Annotated in this window: 13 protein-coding genes and 1 tRNA gene; 2 read left to right on the plus strand and 12 right to left on the minus strand. The window is 69.1% G+C overall.

Translation table 11 applies throughout. The annotated features are described in order from the left end of the window. The first annotated feature begins 78 nt into the window (after nucleotides 1–78). Entirely contained in the window at nucleotides 79–843 is a 765-nt protein-coding gene (locus J1C73_RS08385) for an SDR family NAD(P)-dependent oxidoreductase (RefSeq protein WP_207315786.1), read from the plus strand. Here J1C73_RS08385 and J1C73_RS08390 read toward each other — a convergent pair. The 11 genes from J1C73_RS08390 to J1C73_RS08440 form a co-directional block, all read right to left on the minus strand. Beyond that, nucleotides 791–1,090, minus strand: coding sequence for a hypothetical protein (locus J1C73_RS08390; RefSeq protein ID WP_207315787.1), 300 nt, complete (start codon nucleotides 1,088–1,090; stop codon nucleotides 791–793). The two genes, J1C73_RS08385 and J1C73_RS08390, sit on opposite strands and share 53 nt — an antisense overlap. 174 nt (nucleotides 1,091–1,264) lie before the next feature. Further along, nucleotides 1,265–1,459 carry a CsbD family protein gene (locus J1C73_RS08395; protein ID WP_123462704.1) on the minus strand — a complete coding sequence of 65 codons (195 nt, stop codon included), beginning with the start codon at nucleotides 1,457–1,459 and terminating at the stop codon, nucleotides 1,265–1,267. Between the two features lie 106 nt (nucleotides 1,460–1,565). Then, nucleotides 1,566–2,036, minus strand: a complete 471-nt coding sequence (locus tag J1C73_RS08400; protein ID WP_123462702.1) for a Dps family protein — start codon at nucleotides 2,034–2,036, stop codon at nucleotides 1,566–1,568. Between the two features lie 210 nt (nucleotides 2,037–2,246). After that, nucleotides 2,247–2,630: a helix-turn-helix domain-containing protein gene (locus tag J1C73_RS08405; RefSeq protein ID WP_123462700.1), complete on the minus strand. Its 384-nt coding sequence runs from the start codon at nucleotides 2,628–2,630 to the stop codon at nucleotides 2,247–2,249. A 109-nt stretch (nucleotides 2,631–2,739) separates the two neighbouring features. Beyond that, nucleotides 2,740–3,249 carry a CinA family protein gene (locus tag J1C73_RS08410; protein ID WP_207315788.1) on the minus strand — a complete coding sequence of 170 codons (510 nt, stop codon included), beginning with the start codon at nucleotides 3,247–3,249 and terminating at the stop codon, nucleotides 2,740–2,742. After that, on the minus strand, nucleotides 3,246–4,007 hold the full coding sequence (pgsA, locus tag J1C73_RS08415; RefSeq protein ID WP_207315789.1) for a CDP-diacylglycerol--glycerol-3-phosphate 3-phosphatidyltransferase: 762 nt from the start codon (nucleotides 4,005–4,007) through the stop codon (nucleotides 3,246–3,248). The genes J1C73_RS08410 and pgsA overlap by 4 nt, the downstream gene beginning before the upstream one ends. Next, complete coding sequence (gene rimO, locus J1C73_RS08420) at nucleotides 4,004–5,482, minus strand: 30S ribosomal protein S12 methylthiotransferase RimO (protein WP_124285372.1); 1,479 nt, start codon at nucleotides 5,480–5,482, stop codon at nucleotides 4,004–4,006. Before rimO ends, pgsA begins: the two co-directional genes overlap by 4 nt. Before the next feature lie 134 nt (nucleotides 5,483–5,616). Continuing rightward, nucleotides 5,617–6,417 carry a helix-turn-helix domain-containing protein gene (locus J1C73_RS08425; protein WP_207315790.1) on the minus strand — a complete coding sequence of 267 codons (801 nt, stop codon included), beginning with the start codon at nucleotides 6,415–6,417 and terminating at the stop codon, nucleotides 5,617–5,619. Nucleotides 6,418–6,621: 204 nt separating this feature from the next. Then, a complete protein-coding gene (locus J1C73_RS08430; protein WP_207315791.1) occupies nucleotides 6,622–9,396 on the minus strand; it encodes a DNA translocase FtsK in 2,775 nt (924 codons plus the stop codon). Nucleotides 9,397–9,608: 212 nt separating this feature from the next. After that, complete coding sequence (locus tag J1C73_RS08435; protein ID WP_207315792.1) at nucleotides 9,609–10,286, minus strand: response regulator; 678 nt, start codon at nucleotides 10,284–10,286, stop codon at nucleotides 9,609–9,611. Nucleotides 10,287–10,531: 245 nt separating this feature from the next. Beyond that, on the minus strand, nucleotides 10,532–15,994 hold the full coding sequence (locus J1C73_RS08440) for a HAMP domain-containing protein (protein ID WP_207315793.1): 5,463 nt from the start codon (nucleotides 15,992–15,994) through the stop codon (nucleotides 10,532–10,534). Between the two features lie 399 nt (nucleotides 15,995–16,393). Between J1C73_RS08440 and J1C73_RS08445 the strand changes: the two genes are divergently transcribed. Then, nucleotides 16,394–19,021, plus strand: coding sequence for a SpoIIE family protein phosphatase (locus tag J1C73_RS08445; RefSeq protein WP_207315794.1), 2,628 nt, complete (start codon nucleotides 16,394–16,396; stop codon nucleotides 19,019–19,021). Nucleotides 19,022–19,075: 54 nt separating this feature from the next. On the opposite strand, the gene J1C73_RS08450 is transcribed toward J1C73_RS08445, so the two are convergent. Beyond that, nucleotides 19,076–19,148 (minus strand) — tRNA-Thr (locus tag J1C73_RS08450). Nucleotides 19,149–19,391: the final 243 nt, after the last annotated feature.

The following is a 19,391-nucleotide window of genomic DNA, read 5'->3' on the forward strand; positions in this document are numbered from 1 at the left end:
GCCTACTGGTGTCCACGCTGCCAATCCGGCCCCACCCCCTAGTTGACGGCCCGTCAGATTCAGTCGTACGGTCCGGTCATGTCCCTCGCCGCGTACGACCTCACCGGCCGATCCGCGTTCGTCACCGGCGCGGCAGGCGGCATCGGCCGCGCCTGCGCCGTCCTCCTCTCGGAGGCGGGCGCCACCGTCCACTGCGCGGATCTCGACGGGAAGGGCCTCCAGGAGACCCTGGAGCTGATCACCGCGGCGGGTGGCGAAGCCCACACGCACCCGCTGGATGTCACCGACCGCAATCAGGTCCGGGCCGCCGTCGCGGCCGCCGGAGATCTGGACATCCTGGCCGCCGTCGCCGGGATCATGCACACGAGCAGCGTCCTGGAGACCGCCGACGAGGACCTCGACCGCGTGCTCTCGGTCAACTTCAAGGGTGTTCTGTACGCCTGCCAGGAAGTCGCCCGCTCCATGATCGCCCACGAGGCCCCCGGATCACTGATCACCATGGCCTCGGGTGCGGTCGACTCCGCGAGCCCTGGGCTGCTCTGCTACAGCGCGGCCAAAGCGGCGGTGGTCCAGCTGACCAAGACCCTGGCGACCGAACTGGGGCCGCGCGCCATTCGGGTCAACGCCGTCGCCCCGGGCTGGGTCCGCACCCCCATGACCGCCCGCCACGACGCGGAGCAGCAGCACCGGGCGGAGTCCACCATGGCGCGGATATCGCCGCTGGGCAGGGTCGGGGAGCCCATGGACGTGGCACACACGGTTCTGCATCTGGCGTCCGACGCATCGGCCTTCATGACAGGTCAGATCCTCCGCCCGAACGGCGGCGTCGCCATGCCCTGGTAGCCGCCCCGGCGGCCCACCAGGACCGCACCCCCGCGGCGCACCGCCGCAGCAGGCCGGTGGCCGCGTCGAATATCCCGGTCGGCCGGGCGGTCGCGGCCACATGCACCGGCAGGAGGCTCAGCCCCCAGCCGCCCGCCGCCACCGCTCCCTCGACCACCCCGGTGTGCGCTGGCTCCAGCACCAGCCGCAGCACGGCCCACCACCACACACCACCGAGAACGAGCGCCGGCACCCATCGCCGTACCATGGCTGCCTCCTCCGGCCGAACCTAGTCCGGCCCGATCACTCAACGGGAGAGCGCACCGGTGCAGTACCGGCGCGCACGGCGCAGTCGCACACCCTCGCAGTCTCACCCGGCTCCACCGGGGCCGCGTCCAGAGCGGAGCCCCCACCGCTTCCGGTGGGGGCTCCGCGTCGGCCGTCAGTGCTTGTCGTCGCCGGTCAGCGAGTCCTTGACGCCCTCGGCGCGCTCCTTGGCATCGCCGATCCCGCCCTTGGTCTTGCCCTTCGCCTGGTCCGTCTTTCCCTCGGCCTCCTTGCGGCGGTCACCGGTCATCTTGCCCATGGCCTCCTTGGCCTTGCCGGTGATCTTGTCCTTCGCGCTTCCGTCGGTCATGGCGTCTCCTCGGATGGGGCGAACCGGCTGCTGCCCGAACGAGGGCAGGCCGGGTTGGGGGGCCGGTCCGGCGCAACGGCGCCCGACCGGGTGCCTACGGGGCGGGTCAGGCGCTCTCCGCCTGGAACATCCACGCGTGCTTCTCGAGGTCGGCGGTCAGCGCGATCAGGATGTCCTGGCTGACCGGGTCGGGGTCGCCGGTCACGTCGATCCGCTCGCGCATCCGGCCGATCACCACACCGAGGGCGTCGACCAGGGTCCGTACCGCGTCCACGTCCTTGACCCAGCCCTCGGGCACGGAGTCGATGGCCGTGGTCCTGGCGATCGTCCCCGACCGCCCGTCCGGGTTGACGCCCAGCGCGGAGGCCCGTTCGGCAACCGTGTCGGAGTGCTGGCGGGCGGTGTCGACGACCTCGTCGAGCTGAAGGTGCACAGACCTGAAGCGCGGCCCCACCACGTTCCAGTGGACCTGCTTCGCCACCAGGGAGAGGTCGACGAGATCCACCAGGGCGCCCTGCAAGGCGCCGCCGACGGACTTGAGGCCGGCCTCGGACAGCGGGCTCTTCACCACAGACATGCACGTCTCCGATCTGGTATCCGTTCCGTTCAGCACCACCCACGATGGCACAAACGAAGCAAAAGGGTCATTCGGGGAGGTCTGCACGAGAACACTCCCCGGTCTCACACAGAGCGCCTGCCCGGCATATCTCCGCCAACACATACAGAAGCCCCGATCCGCCCCCTGAGGGGAGGACCGGGGCTCCGGCTTCAGACCGAACCGAGCGGATCAGGCGGCGACGACATCCACCGCTTCCGCAGGCGCCTTGATGGTCACCCGTCCCGTCGGTACACCCGCCACCGACGAAACAGAGACGGAATTGAGCCTGGGGCGCACCGGTACGGGTACCGGATCGCTGGCTGCTGCCGACTCGGCCAGTTCAGCCAGCGACAGATCATCGCTCACTTCACGCATGAGCTCGGACATCCGTACGTCAAGCGCGTCGCAAATGGCGGAGAGCAGTTCGGAGGATGCCTCCTTCTGCCCCCGCTCCACCTCGGAGAGATAGCCGAGCGAAACTCGGGCGGACGAGGAGACTTCGCGCAGAGTACGGCCTTGGCGCTGGCGCTGCCGACGCAGCACATCACCAAGCAGGCGACGGAGCAGAATCATCGGTGGCTCCCTCCTCGGACCGCGTAGCCGCATCCTTCACGCCCCACCGTACCGCCTAGCGCCGCGGCCGTGCGGGGAGCGATGTCGTGTTCACTCAGGGCTGCAAACATCAATTCCCCCCGATCTGTTCCGTATCCTGTGCGCTCACGTACCCGCCGAGTTCGCCGGAGAGCAGATCGAGCACGCTCCGTACGCTCTCATTGCGGATGTCCGCTCGTCCGCCGTTCAACCGCAGCGTGGCCACTTTCGCCGCCCCGTCAGGCCCGCAGACTGCGACGAAGACCGTTCCCACCGGTCGGCCGTCCTGCGGCTCGGGGCCCGCGACACCGGTGGTGGCCAGCCCCCAGTCCGCTCCGAGGACCCGGCGCACACCCGCGGCCATCTGGGACGCGACCCCGGGGTCCACGGCGCCGCGCGATGCCAGAAGGGCCGGATCCACACCCAGGACTTCACTCTTCAGGGGGGTCGCATAGGCCGTCACGGACCCGCGGAAGGAGTGCGAGGCACCGGGTACGGACGTCAACTCAGCGGCGACCAGGCCGCCGGTCAGCGATTCGGCGACGGCCAGGGTCTCCCCCCGCTCGACAAGCAGTCGCAGCACCCGGGCCGCGGCTGTCACCGCTCGGCCTCCGCCGCACCGCGGGCCCCCGGGGTCCCGGCGACCCGACCGACGTCCCCGGCGCCCTCCGGCGTCTCCGCGGCCGCCTCGACGGCTTCCTGTGCCGCGGCCGACCGCTCCGCCGCGAGCCCCTGGCGTCGCAGCACGACGGCCTGGCGTACGTAGTCCAGACCGGTGACGACCGTCAGCACGACGGCCACCGCCATCACCCAGAACCGCAGCGTCGCCAGCGGTCCGGTCAGCGCCAGGACGTACATCCCGACGGCGATCCCCTGCGACAGCGTCTTCAGCTTCCCGCCGCGACTGGCCGGAATCACCCCGTGCCGGATCACCCAGAACCGCAGCACGGTGATGCCGAGCTCCCGGAAGAGGATCACGCCCGTGACCCACCAGGGCAGATCACCCAGGTATGACAGGCAGACCAGCGCCGCACCCATGATCGCCTTGTCGGCGATCGGGTCCGCGATCTTCCCGAAGTCGGTGACCAGGTTGTACGTGCGCGCCAGATGCCCGTCGAACAGATCGGTGATCATGGCGACGGCGAAGGCCGCCCAGGCGAAGGAACGCCACGCCGGGTCGTATCCGCCGTTGTGGAACATCAGCACGACGAAGCCGGGGACCAGCACCAGCCGCGCCATGGTGAGGAGATTGGCGATGTTCCACAGGCTGGCCTGATTGACGGCCGCAGTGCCCAGCTTCCCGCCGCGGACCGGCGTCGCGCCGGAGCCCCCTGTCGCGGATGCCGGCGCTCCGGTCATCTGGCCACCTCCGCAAGCTCACGGCATTCGGCCACCAGGTCCACGCCCTCGGTGCCCACTGCCTTTGCCTCGACCATACGGCCCGGGACGAGTCCCTCGCGTGCGGTGAAGAGCACCTGGCCGTCCGTTTCAGGTGCCTGGTGCGCCGCGCGGCCCACGGCGCGTGACTCGTCCTCGGTCGCCTCGACCGACTCGACCAGCACCTGGAGCGTCTCCCCGACGCGTTCCTCGGCCCGCTGGGAGGTCAGCTCCTCGGCCAGCTGAGAAATGTGCGCGAGCCGCTCCGCGATGGTGTCGGCGTCCAGCTTGTTGTCGTAGCCGACCGCCTCGGTGCCGTCCTCGTCGGAGTAGCCGAAGACGCCGATGGCGTCGAGACGCGCACCGGTGAGGAACCGTTCCAGCTCCGCCAGATCGGCCTCGGTCTCACCGGGGAAGCCCACGATGAAGTTGGAGCGGGCACCGGCCTGCGGTGCCTTGCTCCGGATGGTGTCCAGAAGCTCCAGGAAGCTGTCGGTGTCGCCGAACCGGCGCATCGCCCGCAGCACGCCGGGGGCCGAGTGCTGGAAGGAGAGGTCGAAGTAGGGCGCGACCTTCGGCGTCGAGGTCAGTACGTCGATCAGACCGGGCCGCATCTCGGCGGGCTGCAGATAGCTGACCCGGATGCGCTCGATCCCGTCGACGTCCGCGAGCTCCGGCAGCAGGGTCTCCAGCAGCCGGATGTCACCGAGGTCCTTGCCGTACGAGGTGTTGTTCTCGGAGACCAGCATGACCTCCTTCACGCCCTGCTCGGCCAGCCACCTGGTCTCGCCCAGGACGTCGGAGGGCCGCCGCGAGATGAAGGAACCGCGGAAGGACGGGATGGCGCAGAAGGAGCAGCGGCGGTCGCAGCCGGAGGCCAGCTTCACCGAGGCGACGGGGCTGGTGCCGAGCCGGCGGCGCAGGGGTGCCCGGGGGCCGGAGACCGGCGCGACACCCTCCGGAAGATCGGCGGGGGCCGGTACGGCCTCCTGGGCGTGGCCGGGCAGGGCCACGACGGCGTCCTGGCGCTCGGCCGGGCTGATCGGCAGCAGCTTGCGGCGGTCCCGCGGGGTGTGCGAGGCGTGGATGCCACCGTTGAGGATGGTCTGGAGGCGGTCCGAGATGTCTGCGTAGTCGTCGAATCCGAGGACTCCGTCCGCTTCCGGCAGGGCCTCGGCGAGGTCCTTGCCGTAGCGCTCGGCCATGCAGCCGACGGCGACGACGGCCTGGGTGCGGCCGTGGTCCTTCAGATCATTGGCTTCGAGCAGGGCATCGACGGAGTCCTTCTTGGCGGCCTCGACGAATCCACAGGTGTTGACCACGGCGACATCGGCATCGGAGGCATCCTCGACGAGCTCCCAGCCGTCCGCTGCCAAGCGGCCTGCGAGCTCCTCCGAGTCCACCTCGTTACGGGCGCAGCCAAGAGTGACAAGGGCGACGGTACGGCGTTCGGGCATGGGCTCAAGACTACTTTGTCCCGGCACTGGCCCCACCGTGCAGGTTCCGCAGTTACAGGGAGTAACAAAGCGGCGAGCGCCCGGCGCGAAGGGCCGGGCGCTCGCCGCAGTGTGCGAACCGTGGAGTACTGCGGTCAGCCGACCTCGGGATCACCCTTGGTGTACGAGAGCCGCTCGACCTGACCGGGCTGGAACTGGTCCTCGACCTTCTTGCCGTTGACGAAGAGTTCGATCGAGCCGGCGTCTCCGAGGACGAGGTCGACCCGCTCCTTGTCCTGGAACGTCTTCGACTGGCCCTGCTGGAGCAGCCCGTCGAAGAGCAGCCGGCCGTTGTGGTCCTTGGCGGAGATCCAGCTCTTGCCCTGACTGGCGCTGAGCTTGACCGTCACCTTGTCCTGCGGCGCCGCGGCGATGGCGCTGTCGGAGGGGGCCGGTTTGGGATCGGCGGTCTTGCTGGTCGCCGGTTTGGGTGTGGTCCTGGCGGACGTCGGGCCTTCGGCGACCCGGCCGGCCGTCGGTGAGTCGTCGCCGCCCTTGATGAACGTGAAGCCGACGAATCCGACCACGGCGACGATGGCCGCGACCATGGCCGCGGTCCAGTTGGGCCGTCGGGGTTCGGAACGGATCCGCTCGGCCTCGAACAGCGGAGCCGCAGGCGTGGGCGCGGGACGGCCGCCGTGCTCGCCGTCGTACTGCGAAACCAGCGGTTCCGGATCGATGGCGACGGCACGTGCGAGCGTACGGATATGTCCGCGCGCATACACGTCGCCGCCGCAGCGGGAGAAGTCGTCGTCCTCGATCGCGTGCACGATGGGGATGCGCACCCGGGTGGACGTGCTGACCTCTTCGACCGTGAGACCTGCGGCGATTCGAGCCTGCTGGAGCACTCGACCGATCGAAGGCCGGTCGTCTTCGGGGGAGTTGCCGATGGACACGGGGGCGCCTTTCGAGCGTGAGCCACCTGCTGGATGTTCAGTCTAGGGGGGGTACGAAAGGGTGGGGCAACCGGGAGGGAGGACTTTGTACGCCATCAGATTCGAACAGAGCCGGATTCGCCGGACCGCCCCGTGGAAGGACATCCTGCTGTCCCTCCCTTCAACTTGACGTACGACCCGGCGAAACGGTTGCCCGCAAAACCCTCACGAACCGGTTTCCCCGCGAATCAGCGCCAACACCCCGTCGAGCTCGTCCGGCTTCACCATGACGTCGCGCGCCTTGGATCCCTCGCTGGGTCCGACGATGTTCCGGGACTCCATGAGGTCCATCAGCCGGCCGGCCTTGGCGAAACCCACCCGCAGCTTGCGCTGGAGCATCGAGGTGGATCCGAACTGGGTGGAGACGACCAGCTCGGCCGCCTGGCAGAGCAGGTCCAGGTCGTCGCCGATGTCCTCGTCGATCTCCTTCTTCTGCTTCGTGCCGACCACCACGTCCTCGCGGAACACCGGTGCCATCTGGTCCTTGCAGTGCTGGACCACGGCGGCGACCTCGGCCTCGGTGACGAAGGCGCCCTGCATACGGGTCGGCTTGTTCGCCCCCATCGGCAGGAACAGTCCGTCACCCTTTCCGATGAGCTTCTCGGCTCCGGGCTGGTCGAGGATGACCCGGCTGTCGGCGAGCGACGAGGTCGCGAAGGCGAGCCGGGAGGGCACGTTCGCCTTGATCAGACCGGTGACGACGTCCACCGAGGGTCGCTGGGTGGCGAGGACCAGATGGATACCGGCGGCGCGGGCCAACTGGGTGATGCGCACGATCGAGTCCTCGACATCGCGCGGGGCGACCATCATCAGGTCGGCAAGCTCGTCGACGATCACCAGCAGATACGGGTACGGCGACAGCTCCCGTTCGCTGCCCTCCGGGGTCTTGAGCTTCCCGGTGCGCACGGCGTGGTTGAAGTCGTCGATGTGCCGGTACCCGAACGCGGCGAGGTCGTCGTAGCGGAGGTCCATCTCGCGCACGACCCACTGAAGGGCCTCGGCGGCCTTCTTGGGATTGGTGATGATCGGCGTGATCAGGTGCGGAATGCCCTCGTACGCGGTCAGCTCGACGCGCTTGGGGTCGACCAGCACCATGCGGACGTCCTCCGGCGTAGCCCTTATCATCACCGAGGTGATCAGGCAGTTGATGCAGGAGGACTTCCCGGAACCGGTCGCACCGGCCACCAGGACGTGCGGCATCTTCGCGAGGTTGGCCATCTCGTAGCCGCCCTCGACGTTCTTGCCGAGTGCGACCAGCATGGGGTGGTCGTCCTCGGCCGCGTCCGCCAGCCGCAGGACGTCCCCGAGGTTGACCATCTCGCGGTCGGAGTTCGGAATCTCGATGCCGACCGCCGACTTCCCCGGGATCGGCGAGATGATCCGGACGTCGGGGCTGGCGACGGCGTACGCGATGTTCTTGGCGAGCGCCGTGATCCGCTCGACCTTCACGGCCGGGCCGAGCTGCACCTCGTACCGCGTCACCGTGGGTCCGCGGGTGAAGCCGGTGACGGCCGCGTCGACCTTGAATTCGGTGAAGACGTTGGTCAGCGACGCGACGATCGCGTCGTTGGCGGCGCTGCGGGTCTTGCCGGGGCCACCGCGCTCCAGCAGATCGAGCGAGGGCAGCGAGTAGGTGATGTCACCGGAGAGCTGGAGCTGCTCGGCGCGGGCCGGCAGCGGCTGCGACTGCGACCGGTCGGGGGCCGGCTTGGTCAGGTCGGGTACGCCGCCGGAGGGCGAGGAGGCCTTCTCCCCCGGCCTCCGGGCGGGCTCCGCCTCCCTGGCACCCGGCACCGGGGTACCCGCGCGCTCACGGTCCGCGGATACGCCCTGGGTGAGGTCGGCGACGACGGGCGAGGGCGGCATCCCGTTGAGCACGGCCCCGTCGAGCGCGGCGGCAGCGGCCGCCGCGACGTCCACCGCGTCCATGGTGCGGTTCATCGCGGGCTGCGCGGACGGCCTTCGCGGCCTGCGCCGCTTGGCCAGGGCGTCGGCCTCCACGCGGTCGGTGTCGTACACGTCGGACGCCTCGGAGCGGCGTGCCGAGGAGCGCCGCGAGCGGGCGGGCAGCGCCTCGCGCCACTGCTCCTCGTACCGCTCGTCGTCGCTCTCGTCCTCCGCCTCGGGGTCGTACACGGGGTCGACGATCCCCAGCCTGGAACCGAGCAGCCGCAGCCGCTGCGGAATGGCGTTCACCGGGGTCGCCGTGACGACCAGCAGCCCGAAGACGGTGAGCAGCAGGAGCAGCGGTACGGCGAGCACCTCGCCCATGGTGAAGATCAGCGGTTTGGAGGCGGCCCACCCGATGAGACCGCCCGCGTCCTGCATGGCCTCGGTGCCCTCCCCGCGCCCCGGCGATCCGCAGGCGATGTGGACCTGGCCGAGCACCCCGATGACCAGTGCGGACAGTCCGATGACGATCCGGCCGTTGGCCTCGGGCTTCTCGGGATAGAGGATCAGCCGTACGGCGATGGCGCCCAGCAGTATCGGCACGAGCAGGTCGAGCCGGCCGAAGGCGCCGGTGACGAGCATCTCCACGAGGTCGCCGACGGGACCGCGCAGATTCGACCAGGTGCCCGCGGCGACGACCAGCGCGAGGCCGAGCAGCAGTAGTGCGACACCGTCCTTGCGGTGGGCGGGGTCGAGGCCCTTGGCGCCACGCCCTATGCCGCGGAACATCGCGCCGATGGCGTGGGCCGCACCGAGCCAGACAGCGCGCACCAGGCGGTACACACCGCCGGTGGGCGAGGGCGCCTGTTTGGGCGCGGCCGCCTTCTTGGCCACCGCCTTCTTGGCGGGAGCCTTCTTCGCGGGCGCGCTCCTCTTGGCAGCGGCCTTCTTCGCGGGCGCGGCTTTCTTGGCCGGCCCCGGGCCACCGCCGACGCGCTTCGCGGTGCCCGCAGCGCCCTGGGAACCCTTGCCGGACGTACGTGAGGCCATGGGCCCGAGGTTACCGGTGTCCGTGGCAGTGAACACGTGCGTATGCCCGTTCACCCGACCGTGTCGCCCTGCGGCGGCAGCAAACTGACGCGCTCTCATCCGCTCCGAACCGCGGCCGGAGTACCGACCGGCCGGATCCGCCGGGCAGTTGCCGCCCCGCAGGCCTGAAGACACCTGACAGGAAAGGGCGGTACGGGCGGGAGCCGGACCCGTTACGAGGGAAGGGGGGCCGGTCCGCCGTTGGCGCCGGGCTCCAGGGCGTCCAGCGCACGGCGCAGTCCGGTCAGCTTCCGTTCGAGATGAGCGGCGGTGGCCACGGCCCCGGCGTCCGCCGACTCGTCGTCGAGCTGCTTGGACAGCGCCTCGGCCTGCTCCTCGACGGCCGCGAGCCGCGCGGAGAGTTCGGCCAGCAGGCCGGCGGGCTCCCTCTCGTGGTGCGCACCTGCGTGCACGCCGCCTTCGAGCTGCAGCCGCAGCAGCGCGGCCTGCTCTCGCAGCTGGCAGTTCTTCATGTACAGCTCGACGAAGACCGAGACCTTCGCCCGCAGCACCCACGGGTCGAACGGTTTCGAGATGTAGTCCACCGCGCCTGCCGCATAACCCCGGAAGGTGTGATGCGGACCGTGATTGATCGCGGTGAGGAAGATGATCGGGATGTCCCGGGTCCGCTCCCGCCGCTTGATGTGCGCGGCGGTTTCGAAACCGTCCATGCCCGGCATCTGCACATCCAGCAGAATGACCGCAAAGTCGTCCGTGAGCAGCGCTTTGAGCGCTTCCTCCCCTGACGATGCCCGCACCAGTGTCTGATCGAGCGCAGAGAGGATGGCCTCCAGCGCCAGCAGATTCTCCGGCCGGTCATCGACCAGGAGGATCTTGGCCTTCGGCACCATGGCCCGTCCTCCTCGCCCCGGAATTGCACCGGGCGCCGCCCCAGGGGACGACTCCCTTACGCCGTCCGTCCTTGTGCCGGTCATGGTAGCCGCACCCCGCCCGTCACCACACCCTGTCACCGCGATGTCACTGTGCACATACCAGAAACGCGGTGGGAGACCAAAAGGTTCCCCGGAAACCGCGTTCCCACACCACTTCGGACACACTCGATCAACAAATCATCATTGATTCGCTCAATCGGCGATCACTCTCCGCGCATCCATCCCTCCATAACGGAAAGAAGATGATCAGAGTCGACCGGCTTGGTGACGTAGTCGGATGCGCCGGACTCGATCGCCTTCTCCCGATCGCCCTTCATCGCCTTGGCCGTCAGCGCAACGATCGGCAGCCCGGCGAACTGCGGCATCCTGCGGATCGCCGAAGTCGTCGCATAGCCGTCCATCTCCGGCATCATGATGTCCATCAGTACGACCGTCACATCGTCGTGCTGCTCCAGGACTTCGATCCCCTCGCGCCCGTTCTCCGCGTACAGAACCGACAGCCCGTGCTGCTCCAGCACGCTGGTGAGCGCGAAGACGTTACGGATGTCGTCGTCGACGATCAGCACCTTCTCGCCGCTGAACCGGAACGTCCTGCGGACCTCGGGCTCCTCCTGGACGGCAGGCGTCCACGGCTCCTGCGGAGCGCTCCGGGCTGCCGAGGGGGCCGGCAGCGCGGGCTGCTGTCCGGTGCCGCCCAGCGCCTTGCGCCGGCGCCGGAACAGCTCAGCCGTACCGCTCTGATCGTGTCCGCTCCCCTGCTGGCCCGTTCCCCGTCCGAAGCCCTGGAAGCTCTCTCCGAGCCCCTGTCCGGCCTCTGGCAGCCGCCCGCCCTCGACCGCGGCACCGTGCGTCTCGATGGGCCCGGGGCCGATCTGCGGGTAGCCCTGCGGCGGGAGTTCACTCGGGTGCAGCGGCAGGTACAGCGTGAACGTCGAGCCCCGGCCGGGCTCACTCGCCGCATGGATCTCACCGCCCAGCAGCCGGGCAATCTCCCGGCTGATGGAGAGGCCCAGGCCCGTACCTCCGTACTTGCGGCTGGTCGTGCCGTCCGCCTGCTTGAACGCCTCGAAGATCACCAGCATCTTGCTGGACGCGATCCCGATTCCGGTGTCGGTCACCGAGAACGCGATCAGATCGGCGTCGGCGTCACGCAGCGAACCCGCCTCCAGCAACTGTTCACGGATGGCGTTCGGCACCTCCGCCCCCGCGTGCCGGATCACCAGCTCGACAGCGCCGCTGTCGGTGAACTTCACCGCGTTGGAGAGCAGATTGCGCAGCACCTGGAGCAGCCGCTGTTCGTCGGTGTGCAGCGTGGCAGGCAGTTCCGGTGACACCCGTACGGAGAAATCCAGCCCCTTTTCCGCGGTGAGGGGCCGGAAGGTCGCCTCTACGTAGTCCACCAGCTGAACCAGCGCGATCCGGGTCGGGCTGACGTCCATCTTGCCCGCCTCGACCTTCGACAGGTCGAGGATGTCGTTGATCAGCTGCAGCAGATCGGACCCCGCGCCGTGGATCGTCTCGGCGAATTCCACCTGCTTCGGTGACAGATTGCCCTCGGCGTTGTCCGCCAGCAATTTGGCCAGAATGAGCAGCGAGTTGAGCGGCGTACGCAGCTCGTGCGACATGTTGGCAAGGAACTCCGACTTGTAGCGCATCGAGACCGCGAGCTGTTCGGCGCGCTCCTCCAGGACCTGGCGCGCCTCTTCGATCTCGGTGTTCTTGACCTCGATGTCGCGGTTCTGCTGGGCCAGCAGCTCGGCCTTCTCCTCCAGTTCCGCGTTGGACGCCTGAAGGGCTTTCTGGCGGTTCTCCAACTCCTGCGACCGGTCGCGCAATTGCTCGGTCAGCTCCTGCGACTGCTCCAGCAGCTTCTCGGTCGTCGTGTTGACGCTGATGGTGTTGACGCTCGTGGCGATCATCTCGGCGAGCTGGTTGAGGAAGTCCCGCTGGATATGCGTGAACGGCTGGAACGAGGCCAGTTCGATCACTCCGAGGACCTTCCCCTCGAAGAGCACCGGCAGCACGATCACATGCGCGGGCGGCGCCTCACCGAGGCCCGAGGAGATCTTCAGATAGCCCGGTGGCACGTTGTCCACCTGGATCGTCCGCTTCTCCTCCGCGGCCGTGCCGATGAGCGTCTCACCGGGCCGGAAGGACGTCGGCATGGAGCCGGCGGAGTAGCCGTAGCTGCCCCGCATCCGGAGCACGTACGCGCCCTCCCGGTCGCCCTCCGCGCCCAGCGCATCGGTCTCGCCGGTCGCCATGGCCAGGAAGAACGCGCCGTGCTGCGCGGACACGACCGGGGTCAGCTCGCTCATGATCAGCGAGGCCACGTCGTCGAGATCGCGCCGCCCCTGCATCAGACCGGAGATCCGGGCGAGGTTGCCCTTGAGCCAGTCCTGCTCCTTGTTGGTGGCCGTGGTGTCACGCAGGTTGGCGATCATCGTGTTGATGTTGTCCTGCAGAGCCTGGATCTCACCGGCCGCGTCCACATCGATCTTCAGATTGAGATCGCCGCGGGTCACCGCGGTGGCGACGGCCGCGATGGCACGCACCTGACGGGTCAGGTTTCCGGCCATCTCGTTCACCGACTCGGTGAGGTCGCGCCAGGTGCCATCGACGTCCCGCACCCGTGCCTGGCCGCCCAGCTGCCCCTCGGTACCCACCTCGCGGGCCACCCGCGTCACCTGCTCCGCGAACGAGGACAGCTGATCGACCATCGTGTTGATGGTGTTCTTCAGCTCCAGGATCTCACCGCGGGCATCGATGTCGATCTTCTTGGTGAGATCGCCCTTCGCGATCGCCGTCGTGACGGTGGCGATCTGACGCACCTGACCGGTCAGGTTGGACGCCATCGAGTTCACGGACTCAGTGAGGTCCTTCCAGGTACCCGCGACCCCGGGGACCCGTGCCTGGCCGCCCAGCTCGCCCTCCGTACCCACCTCGCGAGCGACCCGGGTCACCTCGTCGGCGAACGAGGACAGGGTCGTCACCATCGTGTTGACGGTGTCGGCGAGCTCGGCGACCTCGCCGCGTGCCTCGACGGTGACCTTCTTCGTCAGATCGCCGTTGGCGACCGCGGACGAGACCCGGGAGATGTTCCGCACCTGGCTGGTCAGGTTGTTGGCCATCAGGTTGACGTTCTCGCTGAGGTCCTTCCAGATGCCCGTGGCACCGCGCACCCGGGCCTGGCCACCGAGGATGCCCTCGGTACCCACCTCACGAGCGACTCGCGTCACCTCGTCACCGAAGTTCATCAGCTGGTCGACCATCGTGTTGACGGTCGTCACCAGTTCGAGGATCTCGCCCTTGGCGTCGACGGTGATCTTCTTGGAGAGATCGCCCTTGGCCACCGCGGTGGTGACCTCGGCGATGTTGCGGACCTGAAGGGTCAGGTTGTTCGCCATGCCGTTGACGGACTGCGTGAGGTCCTTCCACGTACCGGAGACGCCCTGCACCTCGGCCTGACCGCCGAGGATGCCTTCCGTACCCACCTCGCGGGCGACCCTGGTCACCTGCTCCGCGAAGTTCGAGAGCTGGTCGACCATCGTGTTGAGGGTGTTCTTCAGCTCCAGGATCTCGCCGCGCGCGTCCACGTCGATCTTCTGCGACAGGTCACCGCGCGCCACCGCGGTGGCGACCTGCGCGATGTTACGGACCTGAGCGGTGAGGTTCCCCGCCATGCCGTTCACCGAGTCGGTCAGATCGCGCCACACACCGGCCACGCCGGGCACCTGGGCCTGGCCGCCGAGCCGCCCGTCCGTGCCCACCTCGCGGGCCACCCGGGTCACCTGCTCGGCGAAGGCGGAGAGCTGGTCGACCATCGTGTTGATGGTGTTCTTCAGCTCCAGGATCTCGCCGCGCGCGTCCACGTCGATCTTCTGCGACAGGTCACCCCGGGCCACCGCCGTGGTCACCTGGGCGATCTGGCGCACCTGGGAGGTCAGGTTCCCCGCCATGAAGTTGACGGAGTCGGTGAGCTCCTTCCACGTACCGGAGACGCCGTCGACCCGTGCCTGACCGCCGAGGCGGCCCTCCGTGCCCACGTCCCGCGCCATCCGTGTCACCTGGTCGGCGAAGGACGACAGCTGCGCCACCATCGTGTTGACGGTGTTCTTCAGCTCCAGCATCTCGCCCGCGACATCGACGGTGACCTTCTGCGACAGGTCGCCGTTGGCGACCGCGGTCGTCACCTGCGCGATGTCCCGCACCTGACCCGTCAGGTTCCGGAACGCCGTGTTCACGGAGTCCGTGAGGTCCTTCCAGGTACCGGCCGCACCGGGCACCTCGGCCTGGCCGCCCAGCCGGCCCTCGACGCCGACCTCCCGGGCCACCCGGGTCACTTCCGAACCGAAGGACTGGAGCTGGTCCACCATCGTGTTGACGGTGTTCTTCAGCTCCAGCATCTCGCCCGCGACATTGACGGTGACCTTCTGCGTCATGTCACCGCTGGCCACCGCGGTCGTCACCTGCGCGATGTCGCGCACCTGGGTCGTCAGGTTGCGGAAGACGGTGTTCACCGAGTCCGTGAGGTCCTTCCACGTGCCCGCGGCACCCGGCACCTGTGCCTGTCCGCCGAGCACGCCCCCGCCGCCGACCTCGCTGGCCACCCGCGTGACCTCGTCGGCGAAGGTGCGCAGCGTCTCGGTCATCTGGTTGATGGTCTCGGCGAGCTGGGCGACCTCGCCGCGCGCGCTCACCCGGACCTTCTGTGACAGGTCGCCGTTGGCGACCGCCGTCGTCACCTCCGCGATGCCGCGCACCTGAGAGGTGAGGTTCCCCGCCATGGTGTTGACGGAGTCGGTGAGGTCCTTCCACACCCCGGCCACCCCCGGCACCGTCGCCTGCCCGCCCAGCTCGCCCTCGGTGCCCACCTCGCGGGCGACCCGGGTCACCTCGGAGGAGAACGACGACAGCTGGTCGACCATGGTGTTGACGGTGTTCTTCAGCTGAAGCATCTCGCCGGCCACATGGACGGTGACCTTCCGGGACAGGTCGCCCTTGGCGACAGCCGTCGTCACCAGGGCGATGTCACGCACCTGTGCCGTCAGCCGGTACGCCATGGTGTTCACGGAGTCCGTGAGGTCCTTCCAGGACCCGGACATGCCGCGCACCTGGGCCTGCCCGCCCAGCTTGCCCTCGGTCCCCACCTCGACCGCGACCCGCGTCACCTGCTCGGTGAACGCCGCCAGCTGGTCGACGAGGTTATTGACCGTACGGGCGACCTTCAGGAACTCGCCGCGCAGCGGCCGTACCGTCTCGTCGGTGATGTGCGACCGGAGCTCCATCCGCTGCTCCAGATCACCGTCGGCCACCGCCGACAGCACCCGTCCGACCTCCGAGACCGGGCGCGCGAGATCGTCGACCAGCTCGTTGGAGGCATCGATGGCGGCGGCCCAGGACCCTTCGCAGGCGCCCGTCTCCAGCCGCTCGGTGAGCTTGCCCTCCCGTCCGACCACACGCCGCACCCGAGCGAGCTCACCCGTGAGGTGGACATTGCGGTCGGCGACTTCGTTGAAGACAGCCGCGATCTCCGCCATCACACCGTCGCCGGAGACGGTCAGGCGCCTGCGGAAATTACCGTCACGCATGGCCACCAGACCGGCCAGCAGTCTGTTGAGCGCTGCCGCGTCGACTTCGATGGTTCCATTGCGCTGCTTCTTCACGGACTGTCCGCCTTTAGTGCGCGTGCCTGTACCCCGCGCCGCCACGTCAGACTCCACCGTGTCCCTCCCGCAGGGTTGACCGTATCGCTCGGGTCTTCTCTGGGAGCTTGCCCAGATCCTCAATGGCTCACCGCCACAGACCACCGTCGACGGGTGACCATGCGGACGTCAAATCGTTGAACCTACCAGGCCGGAACCGGTCGGGGTGGAACGTCCAATGGTTGTCCCGCATGCCTCTGTTGGGAAGCCCACACTTGTCCGGTCACAGGTCCGTATCCGTTCGTCCGCGCCCGAAGTCTGCCCTCGTGTACCCGGTGCGCGGGCGGAGCGTCTAGCCTGGCAAGCGAATCGAAGCGGCTAGAAACGGGCACAGGACTCGGGGAAGCGACGAGACACCAAATGGGGAGTGCTGTGATCACGGCGCGCGCGGCTGCCACCTTCGACCCGGTCGGGCGCTCCGTCGCGACCGCCCGCGCCTTTGTCCGCGACACCCTCCAGGGGTGGGGATACACCGACGTCGTCGATGATGCCGTCGTCCTCACCAGCGAGCTCGTCACCAATGCGGTGGTCCACGCGGGCACCGCCGCGGACGTGCTGTGCCTTCGTACGGAGGACGGTGTCCGGGTCGAGATCGCCGACCACTATCCGGAACGCGAGATCCCGCTCCAGTCCACCGGCCCCGACTTCGGCAGCCCGGACCGGGAGGGCGGCCGCGGCCTGCTGCTGTGCGCCGCGCTCGCCTCCCGCTGGGGCGTCGAGTACTCCCCCGCGCACAAACACGTCTGGTTCCAGCTCGATCTCCCCGACCGCCCGGTGGGTATCCGCTCCGCGGGCCCGCTGCTCCCCGTCGACCTGCTTCCGGTCACCGACGAACGGGTCAGGGTCGCCGTCGTCCAGATCGACAGCCTGGGCGCCATCGCGGCATGGAACGACGACGCCGCGTACCTGTTCGGATACACGTCGGACCAGGTCACCGGCAAGCAGCTCACCGACTTCACCGCCTGGCCGCAGACGCCCGGCACCAACACCGGTATCGCCGACGCGCTGCGGCTCTCCCGCTGGGAGGGCAGCTACGGCATCCGGGGCGCCGACGGCCGCACCATCGCGGTCTACGGCTCCCACCTGCGCGTACGGGACACCCAGGGCGACCCCTCGACGGTCTGTCTGCTGGTCCGCGAATACGAGCGGGCGGTGCTCCAGTCGCCGGTACGCACTCCGGTCTCCGACCCGAACACCGAGATCCGCAAGACGGACCCCTTCGAGGTCTTCATCGGCTCCCCCGCCCCCGACGACCTCGACGGTCTGCTCCAGCGCACCGTCGAGCGGGCACGCGACATGCTCGACGCCGACGCGGCGTTCCTGCTGCTGGCGACGGACGACGAGACCGAGCTGGAGGTACGGGCCACGACAGGCCTGCCCTCCGCGCGCCAGCGCTTCGCCCGCGTCCCCGTCGAGGCCGGCACCGGGCGGTACGGCTCGGCGCGCATGCCCGCGGTCCACGAGGACCTCGACGCGGTCCCGGGCGCCGTCCCGCTGCTGGGCAACACCGGTATGCGTTCCGTGGTCACCGTCCCGCTGAAGGTCGAGGGCCGTCTCACGGGCTCCCTGGGCGTCGCCGCCGAGGCCGCCGGCCGGTACTCGAACGAGGAGGCCCTGCGGCTCCAGTTCGCGGCGGACCGCATCGCCCTGGCCGTCGAGTCCGCCCGCCTCGGCGAACTGGAACGGCTGCGCCGCGGTTCCCTCTCCTTCCTCGTCGAAGCGTCGGACCTCCTCGCGGGCACGCTCGACCGGGATCAGACCCTGGCCCTGATGGCTCAGATGACGGTCCCGACCCTGGCCACCTGGTGCGCCGTCTACACGATCGCCGACCAGTCCTCGGACCCGTACCTCTCGTACGTGCTGCACGAGGACGAGGAGCTCATCGACGGCCTCAAGGCCCTTCTCTCCAAGATCTCCCCGCCGGACCCGGTACCGGCCCCCGGCGCCCGCGTCTGGTCCGCTCCGTCCGAGGCGGCCCACGAGGCAGCCCTGCGCACCTCGATGCGCACCATCGGCCTGGGCGACGCCGGAAGCCTGGGCGCGGGTATCCGTACAACGCTTGCCACCGCGGCCGCGGTGGGCGGGGAGACGGTCGTCCTTCCGCTCGTCGCCCGCAACCGTGTCATCGGGATGCTCACGCTCGGCAAACCGTCCGACGACCATTTCCGCCAGGAGATCCTGGAACTGGCCGAGGACCTCTCCCGCCGGGCGGCCCTGGCTCTCGACAACGCCCGCCTCTACTCGGAGCGCATGGCGATCAGCCAGTCGCTGCAGCGCAGCCTGCTGCCGCCGGGACTGCCGGACGTACCCAATGTCGAGATCGAGGTCATCTACCGGGCAGCCGGTGAGGGCAACGAGGTGGGCGGCGACTTCTACGACGTCTTCCCGATCCGGGACGGTGCCTACGGTTTCGCCATCGGCGACGTCTGCGGCACGGGCCCCGAGGCCGCGGCGGTGACGGGCCTGGCCCGCCACGCCCTGCGTCTGCTCGCCCGCGAGGGCTTCGGCGGCCCCGCCGTCCTTGAGCGGCTGAACGCCGCCATCCTCGACGAGGGAGCCCGCAGCCGCTTCCTGACGCTGCTGTACGGGGAGCTGTGGCCCCAGGAGGACGGCAGTGCGCTGCTGAAGGTGGTCTGTGCGGGCCACCCGCTGCCGCTGCGCCTGCGCCAGGACGGGTCGGTCGAGGCCGCGGCGGAACCGCAGCCGCTGCTGGGCGTCATCGAGGACCTGGAGCTGTACGAGCAGACGTTGACCCTCGACCCGGGCGATGTGCTGCTGTGCGTGACCGACGGTGTCACCGAACGCCGTGAGGGCACCCGGATGCTCGGCGACGACGGCCTGGCGGACGTACTGGCCACTTGTACGGGCCTTACGGCGGGTGCGGTGGCGTCACGCATCCTGCGGGCCGTCGAGCGGTTCGCCGCCGAACCGGCCTCGGACGACATGGCCATCCTCGCAATGCGCGTCCCCGAACCGCCGGCCGCATAGCTCCGGATACGCGAAAGGCCCCCGCCGAGTGGCGGGGGCCTTTTCGTCTGCCTGAGCCCCAATGCGGAATCGAACCGCAGACCTTCTCCTTACCATGGAGACGCTCTACCGACTGAGCTATTGGGGCCTCGCTGCCCTGCGGCAACGAGCTAAATCATACCCTGATCCAGGGGGTGCGCAAAACCATCTGTCGCATCGTCACCGACCCGCGTCCCAGCGGTGTTCCGCCCCCGCGGGGCCCGTCGGCGGGCCTTCCCGGCCGGGTGCGCCTCCGTACCGCGGCAGTGGGCCGGCGGAGCTGGTCCGGAACGCAGAAAAGCCCCGTGCCACAAGGGCACGGGGCTTAACTACTATCAAAAGGAGTTCGGCG

The organism is Streptomyces laculatispora (assembly GCF_017353455.1).
GTDB classification, from domain to species: domain Bacteria; phylum Actinomycetota; class Actinomycetes; order Streptomycetales; family Streptomycetaceae; genus Streptomyces; species Streptomyces laculatispora.

Bases quoted from the DNA above. Each gene is read 5' to 3' on its own strand.
- J1C73_RS08385 (WP_207315786.1), top strand. From the start codon at position 79: ATGTCCCTCGCCGCGTACGACCTCACCGGCCGATCCGCGTTCGTCACC.
- J1C73_RS08390 (WP_207315787.1), bottom strand. From the start codon at position 1,090: ATGGTACGGCGATGGGTGCCGGCGCTCGTTCTCGGTGGTGTGTGGTGG.
- J1C73_RS08395 (WP_123462704.1), bottom strand. From the start codon at position 1,459: ATGACCGACGGAAGCGCGAAGGACAAGATCACCGGCAAGGCCAAGGAG.
- J1C73_RS08400 (WP_123462702.1), bottom strand. From the start codon at position 2,036: ATGTCTGTGGTGAAGAGCCCGCTGTCCGAGGCCGGCCTCAAGTCCGTC.
- J1C73_RS08405 (WP_123462700.1), bottom strand. From the start codon at position 2,630: ATGATTCTGCTCCGTCGCCTGCTTGGTGATGTGCTGCGTCGGCAGCGC.
- pgsA (WP_207315789.1), bottom strand. From the start codon at position 4,007: ATGACCGGAGCGCCGGCATCCGCGACAGGGGGCTCCGGCGCGACGCCG.
- rimO (WP_124285372.1), bottom strand. From the start codon at position 5,482: ATGCCCGAACGCCGTACCGTCGCCCTTGTCACTCTTGGCTGCGCCCGT.
- J1C73_RS08430 (WP_207315791.1), bottom strand. From the start codon at position 9,396: ATGGCCTCACGTACGTCCGGCAAGGGTTCCCAGGGCGCTGCGGGCACC.
- J1C73_RS08435 (WP_207315792.1), bottom strand. From the start codon at position 10,286: ATGGTGCCGAAGGCCAAGATCCTCCTGGTCGATGACCGGCCGGAGAAT.
- J1C73_RS08445 (WP_207315794.1), top strand. From the start codon at position 16,394: ATGGGGAGTGCTGTGATCACGGCGCGCGCGGCTGCCACCTTCGACCCG.